Raw genomic sequence first — 14985 nt, forward strand, 5'->3', positions numbered from 1 at the left:
AATTAGAGTCTCAAATGACAAATTTTGCACCGCTTAAAAATACTAACTTTATTAGAGCATTACAAAAACAACCCGTAGATCGAACACCAATCTGGATGATGCGCCAAGCTGGGCGCTATCTTCCTGAATATCGAGCAGTACGTAAAATGGCAGGAAATTTCATTAATTTAATGAAAACACCTGACTATGCAACTGAAGTAACTTTGCAGCCTATTCGACGTTATGATTTAGATGCAGCAATTGTATTTTCTGATATTTTGACTATTCCTGATGCAATGGGTTTAGGTTTATATTTTGAAGAAAATCATGGACCTAAATTCAAAAACCCTATACGTTCTGAACAAGCAATCAATAATTTAGAGATTCCTTCCCAAGAATCTTTATCTTACGTATATCAAACAGTCAGCCAATGCCGTCATGAGCTCAATGGTCAAGTTCCACTGATTGGTTTTTCTGGTAGTCCGTGGACATTGGCCTGTTACATGGTTGAGGGACAGGGTTCAAAAGATTTTATAACGATAAAAAGTGTGCTTTATAGCAACCCGAAAATCTTACATCAATTACTAGAAAAAAATGCCAAAGCCGTTGTACAGCATCTTAAATGTCAGGTGGAGGCTGGCGCACAGGCCATCATGATTTTTGATACGTGGGGAGGGTTACTAAGTCGAGCTGCTTATCAAGAATTTTCTCTCAGGTACATTACCTTTATTTTAGATAGTTTAAAAAAACAGTTAGGTGAGCGTTCAGTTCCTTCAATTGTCTTTACAAAAGGAGGTGGTCAATGGCTTGAAGAAATGGCAGGATGTGGAGCTAATGCTTTAGGACTCGACTGGATGACTGATCTGGATTTAGCACGTCAGCGAGTGAGTTCTAAAGTTGCCTTGCAGGGTAATCTCGACCCCGCAGTATTACTTGCCCATGATTCTGTAATTCAAAACGAAGTGAATAAAGTCATGACATCTTTTTATGGAAAACAAAAAGATGATACAGGTTTTGTGTTTAACTTAGGGCATGGAATTTCAAAGGAAACAAACCCAGATTCGGTGTCCGTGTTAATTGAGGCTGTTCATCGTTTTTAATTTTTTCAGGACATAACAGATGAGTTCGATGCTAGATACATTTAATTTTGACAAAATGCTCTGTTTTACACTGTATTCGACGACGAATGCTATGATGCGAAACTACACCAAACCATTATCTGAACTTGGAATAACATATCCTCAACTTTTGGTGTTGGCTGCTCTTTGGAATCAAAATCACTTGTCATCTAGCGAATTGAGTGAACAAACACTGTTTGATCTTGGTTCACTTACCCCAATCATAAAACGACTTGAAAAAGCGGGTTTTGTTGTTGTATCAGTGGACACGCTCGACCGTCGTCGAAAATATATTTCATTAACTGAATCTGGTCAGAATTTAAAAGATCCTGTTGCGAAAATCTTCCACGATACTAAATGCAAACTCAATCTGAATGAAAATGAAGTGGATTCGACTTTAAAGGTCTGTGCAAAAATTAAATATGAACTCAAACTTTAGATAAGAGAATGGTATAAAACCTATTGTTTATGGGGGTTAGGAGAATCATATCTCATGTTTTTCCTAGCGATTCAGAGGCATGTAGGTTTTGTATTATGTCGAAAAGACCTATTAAATTAATTTTTGTTTAACTCAAATCTAATATTGACAATATTACATAGATATCAATATAGTTAGCCGACTTACTATTTTGCGACTAACTAAATGCCTCTTGATAAAAAATACCAAGTGCTTCTAAGTGAAGCAAATAAACGTCAACTTCCTGATATTAAAAGTATTGAGCTGTGCTTTTTGACACTTTCTCTTGCTTCACATATAGATAAAGATTGTGCAGACCAACTTTCTGTCCATGGCTTATCAGAAGGACGGTTTATTTTGTTATTTTTACTTGATGCAGCAAATCAAGAAATAGCACCGAAGACTTTAGCTGAGCAAGCAGGTATCACCCGATCAACAGTTACAGGTCTACTTGATGGTTTAGAGCGTGAAGGGTTGGTAGAACGACATGCTGATACAGAAGACCGCCGTGCTCTCAAAGTTAGACTTACTTTGAAAGGGGAGTCTATGGCTAAAAATGTATTTGATCAGCATAGCCGTTGGATTGCAAAAATATTTGGGAATTTATCTACACAAGAGCACAAACAGTTAACCCAATTATTAACAAAGGTTTCCAATAATCTTCATCACAAGGAATAATTATGAATCAGTATTTGATCGAACTCTATACCCCTAATTCAGCTTGGAAAGCATTATCATTAGATGAGCGTACCCAATATTTAAATAATGTTGGAGCTGCAATGGGCAAATTATCGGATCTTGGTGTTAAAGCATTAACACTCACACAAATTGACTCTAATATTGATCAAAGTAGCGAGCATCAATTTTTAGGAATTTGGCATTTCCCTAACGAAGAAATTCGTGATGTGTTACTTGCTGGTATTAAAGCGAGTGGTTGGTATGACTATTTCAACCATGTTAATGCTGCTGGCAAGGAAACTAGCTTTTTTGAACATATTACGGCACTGTCCAATATTTAACTTTAGAAAAAAATTAATGATCTAGTTAAATATCATAAATATACCTATATGCTTTCACAATAAAACCACTCCAGATTATTAATTATGGAGTGGCCAAATCGAGGTGGACCATTCCTCTGTGTCCAATGAAATTCCTCACTCAAACTGCATTTAGTGGATTCAAATTGGGTATCCGTTGAGAGCGAGGACAGATCTTATCAACTTTGACATGAGTTCACTTCACATGGACAAAGTCAGTTTTTGTTTAATTTAGCAAAATATAACCCAAAAGCGTTATTGCACCATTTGATAAAGTCATTGTAAGGTCATATTTCTACTTTATAGCAATAAAATTGACAGACTTTACAATGAACATTCATCATTTACGTAGTGCTACTTTTATCATTGAAACTGGGAATAATTTCATTCTTATTGACCCAATGTTAGGTAAAAAAGGTTCTCTCCCTGCATTTTCCTATGTGAAATTTAAGGCTGAGAAAAATCCGTTGGTTGAACTTCCCGACAATGCAGCGGAACTTTTAGATAAAGTCACGCATTGTTTTATTACTCACAGCCAAACCTTCAATATCAGAGCATTCCAGCATACCGATCATTTAGATCGAACTGGAGAGAAGTTTTTAGCGGATAAACAAATTCCTGTATATACGTTTAGTCATGATGCACCTTACCTGAAAAATCTGGGTCTAAATGTTCAGGCTGGAATTGAGCATTGGAAAGAAATCCAGTTTTTGGGTGGTCGGCTCGTTGCTGTCCCTGCTAAGCATGGGCATGGTTGGATCAGTAAATTTATGGCGAATGGTTGTGGCTTTTTCCTAGATCTACCGAATGAACCATCAATTTATATCAGTGGTGATACCGTGCTCACTGAGGATGTTAAAACTGCGATTTTTCAGTTTAATCCAGATATTACTGTTGTGGCAGCAGGCGAAGCACAAATGGATGTTGGGAAACCCATCTTAATGACTGAAAGTGAAGTCAGAAAATTTATCCAACTTTCCCCAAAGCATGTGATTGCGAATCATTTTGAGGCGTTAAATCACTGCCCAGTGAAAAGAGCTGATATTCAAAATATTGTTGCCGAAATTGGGGAAAAAGATCGCGTCTATATTCCTGATGATGGTCAAACCCTAAGTTTTCATTTGAACTAGTACATCAGCGAATACGAAAACCATAGCCGATGTTTATACAGTTCAAAAATGACATCAATGTTCGCTATGGAAAAGATGTAGATAATGATAAAAGTGCTCAACAGGTCGCTAGGGGATTTTTTTCTTTAGCGTATTTACATTTATTTGAGTTATGTAAGCTAGAGCCTCGTTTAGGGTATTTAACTTTTGCTCACCGAGGGGCTAGTTCATCAATAATTTTTAAATTTATCTATAACTTCCAATATCTTATTCATATAAATTATTTGTTTAAAACCGTTATAGCTTATAAACCTGACGAATGTATTTGAGAAGATTTCTTAAATTTCCTCGCAGCTAAGTCGTGATTATTTAGAGAACCTCTACATTGTATTTATGCTCGCTGTTAGATCATAAATATAAAGTAGCTGAACTTGATCAATATAAGCTTAGTATGAATATAAGCTAAGTTTGACCCTGTATCAGCTACTTGTTGATAAACACTTATTCCTTTTATTGATCAGCTTTACGAAGACTCAATGAAAGTTGATCCCAATGTTGTATTGCGGCTTCCATTGCTTGCATTTTGACATGGCCAAAACCACGTACATCTGCTGGTAATTGAGCAATTTTCTCTGCCACAGATAAGTCATATTTTTCAGGTGCAGAACTAATCGCTTTGACAAATGCGATATAACGATCACGCCACGCATGTTCTTTTTGACGTTCTTGCTGTAAAGCAAATGGATCAAGGAATGTTTCTCTAAGCCACTGTAGTCGACCAAGAATCATCATTGGAATACGCATCCAATAGCCGAAAGCACGTTTGCGTATAGCGCCATGAGCACCAAAAGCAGGAGGAGCTAAGTGATAGGTTAAACGTAACCCTTGACCAAACTGTGCTTCAATTGATTGTTTAAAGCTTTTTCCTGTGAGTAAGCGTGCAACTTCATATTCATCTTTATAGGCCATGACTCTATAGAGCTGTGTCGCAATTGTTTCTGCGAGTTCTTCAGGCAATACTTTGGCAGCTTGTTCAGCAAGATTTCGATACTGCGTTGCATAATCTTGATTCCAATACTCGACCAGACGCGCAGAACGATCTTCAACAAGTTCAGCCAACGTGGTTGGTTTACGGGTCGTTGGTATCGTTGCAATAATATGTTTTATCAAGTCAGGATTGCTAATCAAATGGCAACCAATGCGGAAAGCCTCAAGGTTTTTTTCAGTAGCTGTACCATTTAGGTGAATTGCCTTTTCAATACTTTCACGTTTCAACGGAATCTGACCTGCTTGCCAAGCCATGCCAAGTAAAATCTGATTTGCAAAGATTGCATCACCTAGTACTTGTGTGGCAATACGTGTTACAGGTAAAGATATAAGTTTGCCTTGTGTCGTCCGACCACGAAGTCGCTGAATTAAATCCGTAATTGGTGCATACCAGTCACGCGACTCAAGGAAAGCAGAAGTAGGGGAAGCATCTTCATTCACGATGACAACAGCATCCGCTTTTAAACGTGAAAGTGCTGCATTACTTCCTGCAACAATGGCATCTGCACCGATTAAAATATCACATTGACCCGCAGGAATTTTGGTTGCAGAGATTTGATCATCTTCTGTCGCAAGCTGTATGTAGGAATAAACTGTACCACCTTTTTGAGCAAGTCCTGCCATATCCATGATACGTGCAGCTTTATTCTCCAAATGTGCAGCCATACCAAGTAAAGCACCTGCGGTCACTACGCCTGTACCACCAATACCACCAACCATAATGCGGATGGGTTGTTGATCTAACTCTGGGATGATTGGCTTTTCTGGCCAGCCAGCTTCTATACCTTTAAAGACTTCTGGGCGTTTTATGTCGCGGGTATGTACGGTCACAAAACTTGGACAGAAACCTTCGACACATGAGAAGTCTTTGTTACAACTACTTTGATTGATTTGACGTTTTGTTCCTAACGCCGTTTCAATAGGTTCGATAGATAAACAATTGGACTTTTTAGAACAGTCCCCACAACCTTCACAAATCTCACTATTAATAAAAACTCGCTCTGCAACATCTGGATAAGCATTACGTTTACGACGACGGCGTTTTTCACTGGCACAGGTTTGAACATAAATTAATGCTGTAACACCAGAAATTTCACGTAATTTGCGCTGAACATCATCTAATTCATTTCTATGGTAAATCTCAACATGAGACGCTATACCTTCTTCAGCATGAATCAATTCAGGTTCATCTGTGACGATCACTTGTTTTGTGATGCCTTCTGCATCAAGTTGTCGTGTTAGTTGTGCCACGCTAAGATGACCATCGACATGCTGTCCACCCGTCATTGCCACTGCATCGTTATAGAGAATTTTGTAGGTCATATTAAGTTTTGCAGCAATCGCTTGGCGGATAGCCAGATAGCCTGAATGGAAATACGTTCCATCGCCTAGATTGGCAAAAATATGCTTTTCATTGGTGAAATGGGAAGCACCAGCCCAACTTACGCCTTCGCCGCCCATTTGTGAGAATGTTTCTGTTCCATGATTCTGTAACACGGCAATATAATGACAACCGATCCCGCCCAGTGCACGACTACCTTCGGGTAGCTTAGTTGATGAGTTGTGAGGGCAGCCACTACAAAAGAAAGGTTTGCGTTCTGCGATATCTAAAACAAGCTGTGACGCTTGCTCTGCTTTTTGCAATAGCTCAACTTTATTCTGAATGTGCGTTTTTAAGCTTTCTGGAATATCTAATTTTAAGAACCGAGCTGCCAACATTTTTGCAATAGGTTCAGGTTGGAACTCATAATGACCAATCAAAGGGGCTTCATCAATCGATGTACTCCATTCACCTTTACCATCACAGGCTTTACCGATGATACGAGGGCGTTTTCCATCTGGAAGTGCATAGAGTTCATCTTTAATTTGTGCTTCCAGAATTGGGCGTTTTTCCTCTACAACAATCAGTTCTTCTAAACCTTCAGCAAATTCATGTAGACCTTGTGGTTCCAAGGGCCAAATTAAAGCAACTTGATACACTCGAAGACCAAGTTGCTCGGCTGTTTCACCTTCAATACCTAAAATACGTAAGGCTTCGATGGTATCTAAATAACCTTTACCACTTGCAACAATACCAATACGTGCATCAGGACAATGCCACGTCACCTGATTCAGTTCATTTTCACGGGCATAAGCCAATACAGCGGGTAAACGATATTTATAAAGACGCTCTTCTTGTTGAATGCCATGATCTGGCCAACGTATGTTGACACCATCTTCTGGCATTTGCATATTTTGGGGTAATACGGGAGTAACGCGATCTAAATCAACATGAACAGAAGCAGAGGTTTCAACAATTTCACTGACCAGTTTCATTGAAGTCCATACCCCAGCAAAGCGTGACATTCCGATGGCATGAACACCTAAATCAAGAATTTGTTGTATGGACGTTGGATAAAAAATTGGAATGCCACAGCCAATCATCACGTGTTCTGACTGGTGCGGCACAGTTGATGATTTACAAGAATGATCATCACCAAAGAAGGCAACCACACCGCCTAACTCTGATGTTCCTGCAAGATTGGCATGACGGAAAACATCTCCAGAACGATCTACACCTGGACCTTTACCATACCACCAAGCAGTCACGCCATCATATTTACCTTGACCTGTGAGGTTTGCTTGTTGGGTACCCCAAATTGCAGTAGCAGCGAGATCTTCATTTACGCCAGGTTGAAAAACCACATGATGGTCTTTGAGTATGCCTTCAACTTGCCAGAGAAAATTATCATAGTTTCCGACAGGGGAACCTCGATAACCTGAAATAAAACCAGCAGTATGATAACCGTTTAAAGTATCCCGCCGTGTTTGCGCAAGTGGTAAACGCACCATTGCCTGAATACCTGTCATGTAAGCAGTACCGTCATCACTTAAATATTTATCATCAAGTGATACATCCTTTGTAGGAATCTTATTTGGAGTAAATTTTGTCGCTATATTCATTTATTTCTCCTTGGAATTTTGTAGTTCGAGCTACTTTATTTTCTCAACATCCCGTTGAATATTTGGAGTAAATGACATACTCGGAAAAAGATTGATTAGTTTATTCAGAACACGAAAAACTGCTCAATCTATGTACATTAATGTCATTGTGATTGATCCAGACTGGTGCAACAATGCGTAATTAAGCAAAAGATATTTACGTTATGCGCAAAAATCTTGATGGTGGATTACTCCATGCAATGCAAGCTTTCCTGAAAGTCATTGATAGTGGAAGCTTTACAGCCGCCGCAGATCAGATGGAACTGACAACAGCGCAAGTGTCGCGACTCATTAGCGAATTAGAAGGGCGTTTAGGAACAAAATTACTACAACGAACCACGAGGCAGCACGCGTTGACCGATATTGGTGCAACTTATGCAGAGCAATGTCGTCATGTACTCGCAATGGTGGATGAAGCCGAAACTCAAGCAATGGGAAGGGCAACTAAACCTCAGGGACGGTTACGTGTGTTGAGTATGGCCAGTTTTGGTCATCATTATGTATCTCCGACGATGGCGGAGTTCTGTCAAACCTATCCAGAACTGACAGTGGAATATCGTACTTCACAGAATGTACCAGACCTTTTAGGTAAAGGAATTGACGTTAGTTTATATCTCGCGGAATCTTTGGCTGATTCACGCTTTGTTGCTCGTCAAATTGGGACAATATTTTCATTACTTTGTGCATCACCAACCTATTTAGAAAAATATGGTGAGCCAAAATCATTAGATGATTTACAAAAACATGCATGTTTAAGATTGGTAAATCCCTCAATTACACCGCAATGGCATCTTATCAGTGAAAAAAGTTGCTCGTATCAAATTGATATTACGGGACCTTTGATTGCAGATACACCAGAACTGTTATTGGACATGGTACAACAAGACATGGGGATTGCATTGCTTCCGACCTTTACTGTAATTGAAGCGGTACGTACTGGGCGATTACGTCGGATTTTGGCAGATTGGAGATCACCTGATATTGGTGTTTATACCTTAATACCATCGCGTCATTTTATTGATGCTAAAACAAGAGCATGGTTAACGTGGGTTGAGCAGCATATTTCGCCAAAAATTCAGAGTGATACGGACTTTTTTTTATAATCTAAACTTGTCATTAAAGTTATTAAGAAAAATATTAAGCATGTTTCCAGACCAAGATTTTGTTTTGCAGCAGTGCGATAAAATGGATTTGCGCTTCAATATGAAAATTTATGGTGGTGCAATTTGAATAGCTTAGGTATGAATGAGCATATTACCCATTCATACCCATAAGCCTGATCGGTTACTGCGGTAAAACTTAGGTTTGATCCTGAGTTGTCAAACCGCCCCCTAATGCTCGAATTAAGTCCACACTTGCAATTATTCTGCTACCTTTAAGTTGTATAGCCAATTGCTCTTGCTGAAGAACAGTACGGTCAGAATCTATAACCTCTAGATAACTCACTGCACCTTCACGATAGCGCAGATGTAAAAGTTTATTGGCATGACGTGAAGCAATCAGGGCTTGAGTCTGAGTATTCATTTGTTGATCCAGAATACGTTGATCCGTTAGCCCATTTTCAACCTCACGAAATGCATTCAGTACAGTTTGTCGATAATTGGCAACGCTTTCTTCATAGGCAGCTCTGGCCTGTGCGACGCCTGCTTTGCGTTGACCACCATCAAACAAAGGTAAGGATAAAATTGTCCCTGCGATAGGTCCCAGCAAGAAAGTGCGACTCGACCATTGGGCTAAATCTCCAAGCGTTGAAGACTCATAACCCAGTGCTCCTGTAAGACTAAGTCGTGGGAAAAAAGCTGCACGTGCAATACCAATTCGGGCATTATCCGCCGCCATAGCACGTTCAGCAGCGGCGACATCAGGACGCCTTTCAAGAAGAATAGAAGGTAAACCCGCAGGTACTTGAATGGTATTGATCGTTAAGCTTTGCTGCGCCAAATTAAACTCCGCAGGCGTTTTGCCTAATAACACGGCAAGCGCATGTTCTATATTTGCTCGTTGGCGCATAAGACTCAATAAACCAGTCTGTGCTGTAGACAATTCCGTTTGTGCACGAAATACATCCATTTCACTGACTGCACCATTTTTAAAACGAGTTTGCATTAAATCGCGTGATTCAGTCAGTAATTTAATCATTCGTTCATAAATGATTTGTTCCGTATCGAGTTGGCGGATCTGGAAATAATTTTGCGCAACATCGGCTTGTAAAGCTAAAAGTGCAGAGTGATATAAGGCTTCTTGTTGCTGCACATCTGCTGTTGCCGCATTGACACTACTGGCAATACGACCAAATAAGTCTAACTCATAAGACACATTTGTCTGGGCACGCCATAACGTCTGGGCAGAGGTATTAGCATTCGCATCAAGCCCCTGAGATGCAGGTGAAAGTTTTTGTCGGGTTGGACCAAAACCCGCACCTATACTCGGCAATTGTTCAGCCTTTGCCGCAGATTTCAAAGCACGTGATGCTTGAACATTTGCAGCAATTGCTTTTAAGTTTTGGTTTTCACGAATGGCTTGCTGCTCAAGTGCATTCAGTTGAGCATCTTGAAAAATAAGCCACCATTCACCTCTGGAAGCTGCATCACTCGGTTGTGCTATTTTCCAGTTTTCATTTTCTTGCAAGGGGTTGGCTTCTTTAAATTGCAATGGAATGACAACCCTTTCTGGTTCATATTGTGGTGCCAGTGAGCAGCCTGCGAGCAGCAGGCTTCCCATGAGCGAGGACAATAACCAGATCTGTTTTTTAGGCATGATCATATCGTCCTTATGAGTGATTTGGATTGATTGGAGCTTCATGCGGACTGGCTGAATGCAGTTTATGTCCACGGTTTAAAGTCCGAATGAGTACATAGAAGGCAGGGGTCAGGAATAAGCCAAAGAAGGTAACTCCGATCATGCCTGAGAATACGGCAACGCCCATTGCATGACGCATTTCTGCACCCGCACCTGTAGAAGTCACAAGGGGAACAACACCCATAATGAATGCAATTGAAGTCATTAGAATTGGACGTAAACGTAAACGGCTCGCTTCAACTGCTGCTTTAAATGCGGTCATGCCTTGCATTTCAAGTTCTCTAGCAAATTCCACAATCAAAATTGCGTTTTTGCAGGCCAGTCCCACCAATACCATTAAGCCGATTTGCGTGAAGATATTGTTATCGCCATTAGTCAGCCACACCCCTGTAAGCGCAGCTAAAATCCCCATCGGTACAATAAGAATCACAGCCAGTGGTAGAGTTAAACTTTCATACTGCGCAGCCAATACCAAAAAGACCAACAATACACTAATCGGGAAGACCCATAGCCCAGCGTTGCCTGCCAGAATTTTCTGGTAGGTTAAATCTGTCCATTCGAATTTAATTCCACGTGGTAAGGTTTGTGCGGCAATCCGTTCTGCGGCGGCTTCTGCCTGACTAGATGAATAGCCAGCAGCAGGGCCACCATTAATATCCGCCGCAGTATATCCGTTATAACGTACGGCCATTTCTGGACCATAAGTTTGTGTGACATTCACCAGAGAAGATAAAGGCACCATTTGCCCAGCACTGTTGCGGGTTTTTAATTGCAAAATATTCTCTGGATTTGCACGAAATGGTGCATCAGCTTGTGCACGTACCTGATAAACACGTCCAAAACGGTTAAAGTCATTCACATATTGTGAGCCCAGATAAATTTGCATGGTGTTAAATACATCTGTAACAGCAACACCTTGTTGCTTGGCTTTAACACGATCGAGATCTACGTTTAACTGCGGTACATTTATTTGATAGCTTGAAAACATTGGACCAAGTTCGGGTGCAGCTTGTGCTGCTTTCATAAAGTTCTGCGCAGCATCATTTAATGCGGAATAACCCAATGCTCCGCGGTCTTCAAGCTGCATTTTGAAACCACCCACTGTGCCGAGTCCCATTACTGGTGGCGGTGGGAAAACAGCAATATAGGCTTCTTGTATGGCAGCATATTTTTGGTTTAAAGCACCCGCAATCGCATTGGCTGAAAGTTCTTTGCTTTTACGCTCTTCAAAAGGTTTTAGTGTGACAAAAACAATGCCTGCACTTGAACTGTTGGTAAAACCATTAATCGATAAGCCGGGAAAGGCAATTGCACTTTCAACACCAGGTTGTTTTAACGCAGCATCACTCATTTTTCGAATGACGGCTTCAGTACGGTCTAAAGAGGCACCATTCGGTAATTGAGCAAAACTAATCAGATACTGTTTGTCCTGAGCAGGAACGAATCCGCCGGGCACAATATAGGAAATACCAATAGTTAAACCAAGTAGAATGGCATAAACGCCCATCGCTGAGGTTTTATGCGAAATCACCCGACTTACACCACGACCATATTGATCCGACGCTCGTGAGAATAGGCGGTTAAATGCCTTAAAAAATCGCCCAAAGACTCGGTTCATGCCTCGTGTTAAAGCATCGGGCTTAGCATCATGACCTTTCAGCAAGATTGCAGCTAAAGCAGGGGATAACGTAAGTGAGTTAAATGCCGAAATGACCGTTGAAATCGCAATGGTCATGGCAAACTGTTTATAAAATTGACCTGTTAAACCTGTCATAAAGGCTAGCGGGACAAATACTGCACACAGCGTTAATGCAATGGCAATAATCGGTCCACTTACTTCACGCATGGCACGGTAGGTTGCATCCCTTGGACTGAGTCTAGCTTCAATATTCCGCTCGACATTTTCCACCACCACAATCGCATCATCGACCACAATACCAATAGCAAGGACCATCCCGAACAGCGAAAGTGCATTAATGGAATAGCCAAAGGCTAGCATTAATGCAAATGTACCAATAATAGACACAGGCACTGCAAGTAAAGGAATAATCGAAGCACGCCATGTTTGCAGGAATAAAATTACCACCACGACAACCAGTGCAATTGCTTCTAGCAAAGTACTGACAACCGCTTTAATACTTGCGCGAACGAACTGAGTTGGATCGTAAACAATTTCATACTTCACCGATGAAGGAAAATCTTTAGACAATTCCTGCATGGTGTCACGGACTTGCTCAGACACTTGCAGTGCATTCGCACCCGGTGCTTGGAAAATTGGAATGGCAACCGCTTGTTTATTATCAAGTAATGAACGCAAACCGTATTGCGATGCTGCAAGCTCAACACGGGCAACATCACCCAAACGAGTTACCGCACCGTCTGGATCTGTTTTTAAAATGATATCGGAGAATTCTTGCTCTGTACTTAAACGACCTTGTGCATTTACCGAAAGCTGAAGCGGAGCATTACTTGGAGATGCACCGATGGTTCCTGCGGCAACCTGAATATTTTGCTCACGAATGGCACTGACAATTTCACTTGCCGTTAAATTACGCGCAGAGATTTTCTGTGGATCGAGCCAGATCCGCATAGAATAATCCCCAGAACCAAATAAACCGACTTCACCCACACCTTGCAAACGTGCTAAACGGTCTTTGACATTCAGCACCGCATAGTTGCGTAAGTAGGTCATGTCGTAACGATTATCTGGCGAAGTTAAATGCACCACCATGGTTAAGTTGGAAGAGCTTTTCAGGGTCGTCACCCCTAAACGCTGAACATCTTCGGGTAAACGTGGCAAAGCCTGTGATACCCGATTTTGTACCAGTTGTTGTGCTTTATCTGGATCCACCCCAAGTTTAAAGTTCACAGTAACGGTTAAATTACCATCGCTATTGGCTTGAGATTGCATATACAACATGTCTTCAACGCCGTTGATCGATTCTTCAAGCGGAGAAGCCACGGTTTCAGCAATCACTTTAGGGTTTGCACCTGGATACTGTGCACGCACAACCACAGAAGGTGGAACAACTTCTGGATATTCAGAAATAGGCAGTTTAAAAACTGACAATATCCCTGCCAATACAATCAGGATTGATAACACACCTGCAAAGATCGGCCGATCAATAAAAAATTTAGAGATGTTCATATGAGATTAACCCGCTGCCGAATTAGCTGTGTTTTCAGTTGGCTGAGGTTGTTGCGCAGTTGAAACTTGACTATTTGGCATGATGACTTGATGCGGTGTAACAGGATCCCCAGGTCGAATGCGCTGTAAACCATTCACGACAATCCGTTCACCTGCTTGTAGTCCGCTCTCAACAATTTGCAAGCCATTTTGAACTGTGCCCAGTTTTACTTCGCGGTACATGGTTTGGTTTTTACTATTTACAACCACGACAAAGCGTTTATCTTGATCGACCCCAATTGCGGTTGGACTAATCAAAATTGCGGCACGAGGCTGCCCACCTCCCAGTCGAATGCGAGCATACAAACCTGGCAGAAGAGACCCTTTAGGGTTGTCAAAAGTAGCTCGGACACGAATCGTTCCCGATGTGGTATTTAAATTATTGTCAAATGAACTAATTACACCTGTATGTGAAAAACCTTCTTCATTAGCAAGTCCCATAGATACAGGAATCTGAGCGGCATTATTTTGATCGCTCAAATATTTCAGATAAGTTTGTTCATCGACATCAAAAGATGCGTATAAACGGGCAACTGACACAATACTGGTTAAAACCTGTGCACCATTACCCGCAGATACCACGTTTCCAGCCGTTATTTCGGCACGAGAGATACGACCACTGACAGGTGCAGTAATGCGGGTATATTCAAGATTTAAACGTGCTGATTCGACAGCAGCTCTGGCGGCTTGAACATTGGCACTTGCAGTGCGTGCTTCATTTTCTGCTTGTTCAAGCTCTTGGTGAGCGACAGCATTGCTTTCAATCAAACGTCGATTGCGAGATAAATTACTTGTGGAATAAGTCACTTGGGCTTCGGCCGCAGCCAGTTGTGCCTTGGCACGATTCAGCTCTGCTTGAAATGGTCGTGGGTCAATCGTAAAAAGTAAATCACCTTTTTTGACCAGACTGCCATCTTTGAAATGAACAGCGATGAGTTTGCCTGAAATTTGCGGTCGGACATCCACTTGGTCAATCGCTTCTAGGCGACCAGAATATTCTTGCCAATCGGTAATGGTTTGGCTCACAACATTTGCAACATCGACGGTCACAGCAGCTTGTGCATTTGTATCTTGTGTAGCTTTAGCATCGGCATTTTTATGTAAAAACATAAAACTACCCCCCGTAGCTAAAATAGCGACAAGCACTGCAGACAGCGTGAACTGTTTGCGGGAAATTGACATGAAAAGCTCCTATTTTTATTCGTATACCTGTTTGACGATAAATACATATCGGATGGGAGAAACAGGTGAGGGGAAGAAATCGGAGCTT

General features: G+C 41.2%; 10 protein-coding genes. 6 read left to right on the forward strand and 4 right to left on the reverse strand.

Features of this window, described 5'->3' with window-relative positions:
- Nucleotides 1–14: 14 nt before the first annotated feature.
- From hemE to MP622_RS06250, 5 genes are all read left to right on the forward strand, one after another.
- Entirely contained in the window at nucleotides 15–1079 is a 1065-nt protein-coding gene (gene hemE / locus MP622_RS06230; RefSeq protein ID WP_243793047.1) for a uroporphyrinogen decarboxylase, read from the forward strand.
- A 19-nt stretch (nucleotides 1080–1098) separates the two neighbouring features.
- A complete protein-coding gene (locus MP622_RS06235; RefSeq protein ID WP_151504657.1) occupies nucleotides 1099–1536 on the forward strand; it encodes a MarR family transcriptional regulator in 438 nt (145 codons plus the stop codon).
- A 204-nt stretch (nucleotides 1537–1740) separates the two neighbouring features.
- Nucleotides 1741–2232: a MarR family transcriptional regulator gene (locus MP622_RS06240; protein WP_151504656.1), complete on the forward strand. Its 492-nt coding sequence runs from the start codon at nucleotides 1741–1743 to the stop codon at nucleotides 2230–2232.
- A gap of 2 nt (nucleotides 2233–2234) precedes the next feature.
- A complete protein-coding gene (locus MP622_RS06245) occupies nucleotides 2235–2573 on the forward strand; it encodes a DUF6616 family protein (protein ID WP_243793049.1) in 339 nt (112 codons plus the stop codon).
- A 347-nt stretch (nucleotides 2574–2920) separates the two neighbouring features.
- Nucleotides 2921–3721: an MBL fold metallo-hydrolase gene (locus MP622_RS06250; protein WP_243793051.1), complete on the forward strand. Its 801-nt coding sequence runs from the start codon at nucleotides 2921–2923 to the stop codon at nucleotides 3719–3721.
- A gap of 489 nt (nucleotides 3722–4210) precedes the next feature.
- On the opposite strand, the gene MP622_RS06255 is transcribed toward MP622_RS06250, so the two are convergent.
- Nucleotides 4211–7690: an indolepyruvate ferredoxin oxidoreductase family protein gene (locus MP622_RS06255; protein ID WP_243793053.1), complete on the reverse strand. Its 3480-nt coding sequence runs from the start codon at nucleotides 7688–7690 to the stop codon at nucleotides 4211–4213.
- 203 nt (nucleotides 7691–7893) lie between these two features.
- On the opposite strand from MP622_RS06255, the gene MP622_RS06260 reads away from it, so the two are divergent.
- Nucleotides 7894–8832 carry a LysR family transcriptional regulator gene (locus MP622_RS06260; RefSeq protein ID WP_243793055.1) on the forward strand — a complete coding sequence of 313 codons (939 nt, stop codon included), beginning with the start codon at nucleotides 7894–7896 and terminating at the stop codon, nucleotides 8830–8832.
- A 196-nt stretch (nucleotides 8833–9028) separates the two neighbouring features.
- Here the strand turns inward: MP622_RS06260 and MP622_RS06265 are convergent, their stop codons facing one another.
- Genes MP622_RS06265 through MP622_RS06275 form a run of 3 tightly spaced genes read right to left on the reverse strand, consistent with a single transcriptional unit; the run spans nucleotide 9029 to nucleotide 14897 of the window.
- Entirely contained in the window at nucleotides 9029–10492 is a 1464-nt protein-coding gene (locus MP622_RS06265) for an efflux transporter outer membrane subunit (RefSeq protein WP_243793063.1), read from the reverse strand.
- 7 nt (nucleotides 10493–10499) lie between these two features.
- On the reverse strand, nucleotides 10500–13676 hold the full coding sequence (locus tag MP622_RS06270) for an efflux RND transporter permease subunit (RefSeq protein WP_243793065.1): 3177 nt from the start codon (nucleotides 13674–13676) through the stop codon (nucleotides 10500–10502).
- 6 nt (nucleotides 13677–13682) lie between these two features.
- Nucleotides 13683–14897 (reverse strand): efflux RND transporter periplasmic adaptor subunit, encoded by a 1215-nt coding sequence (locus MP622_RS06275; protein ID WP_243793067.1) that lies wholly within the window; start codon nucleotides 14895–14897, stop codon nucleotides 13683–13685.
- Nucleotides 14898–14985: the final 88 nt, after the last annotated feature.

The organism is Acinetobacter sp. PK01 (genome assembly GCF_022819285.1).
Classification (GTDB): Bacteria; Pseudomonadota; Gammaproteobacteria; order Pseudomonadales; family Moraxellaceae; genus Acinetobacter; species Acinetobacter tandoii.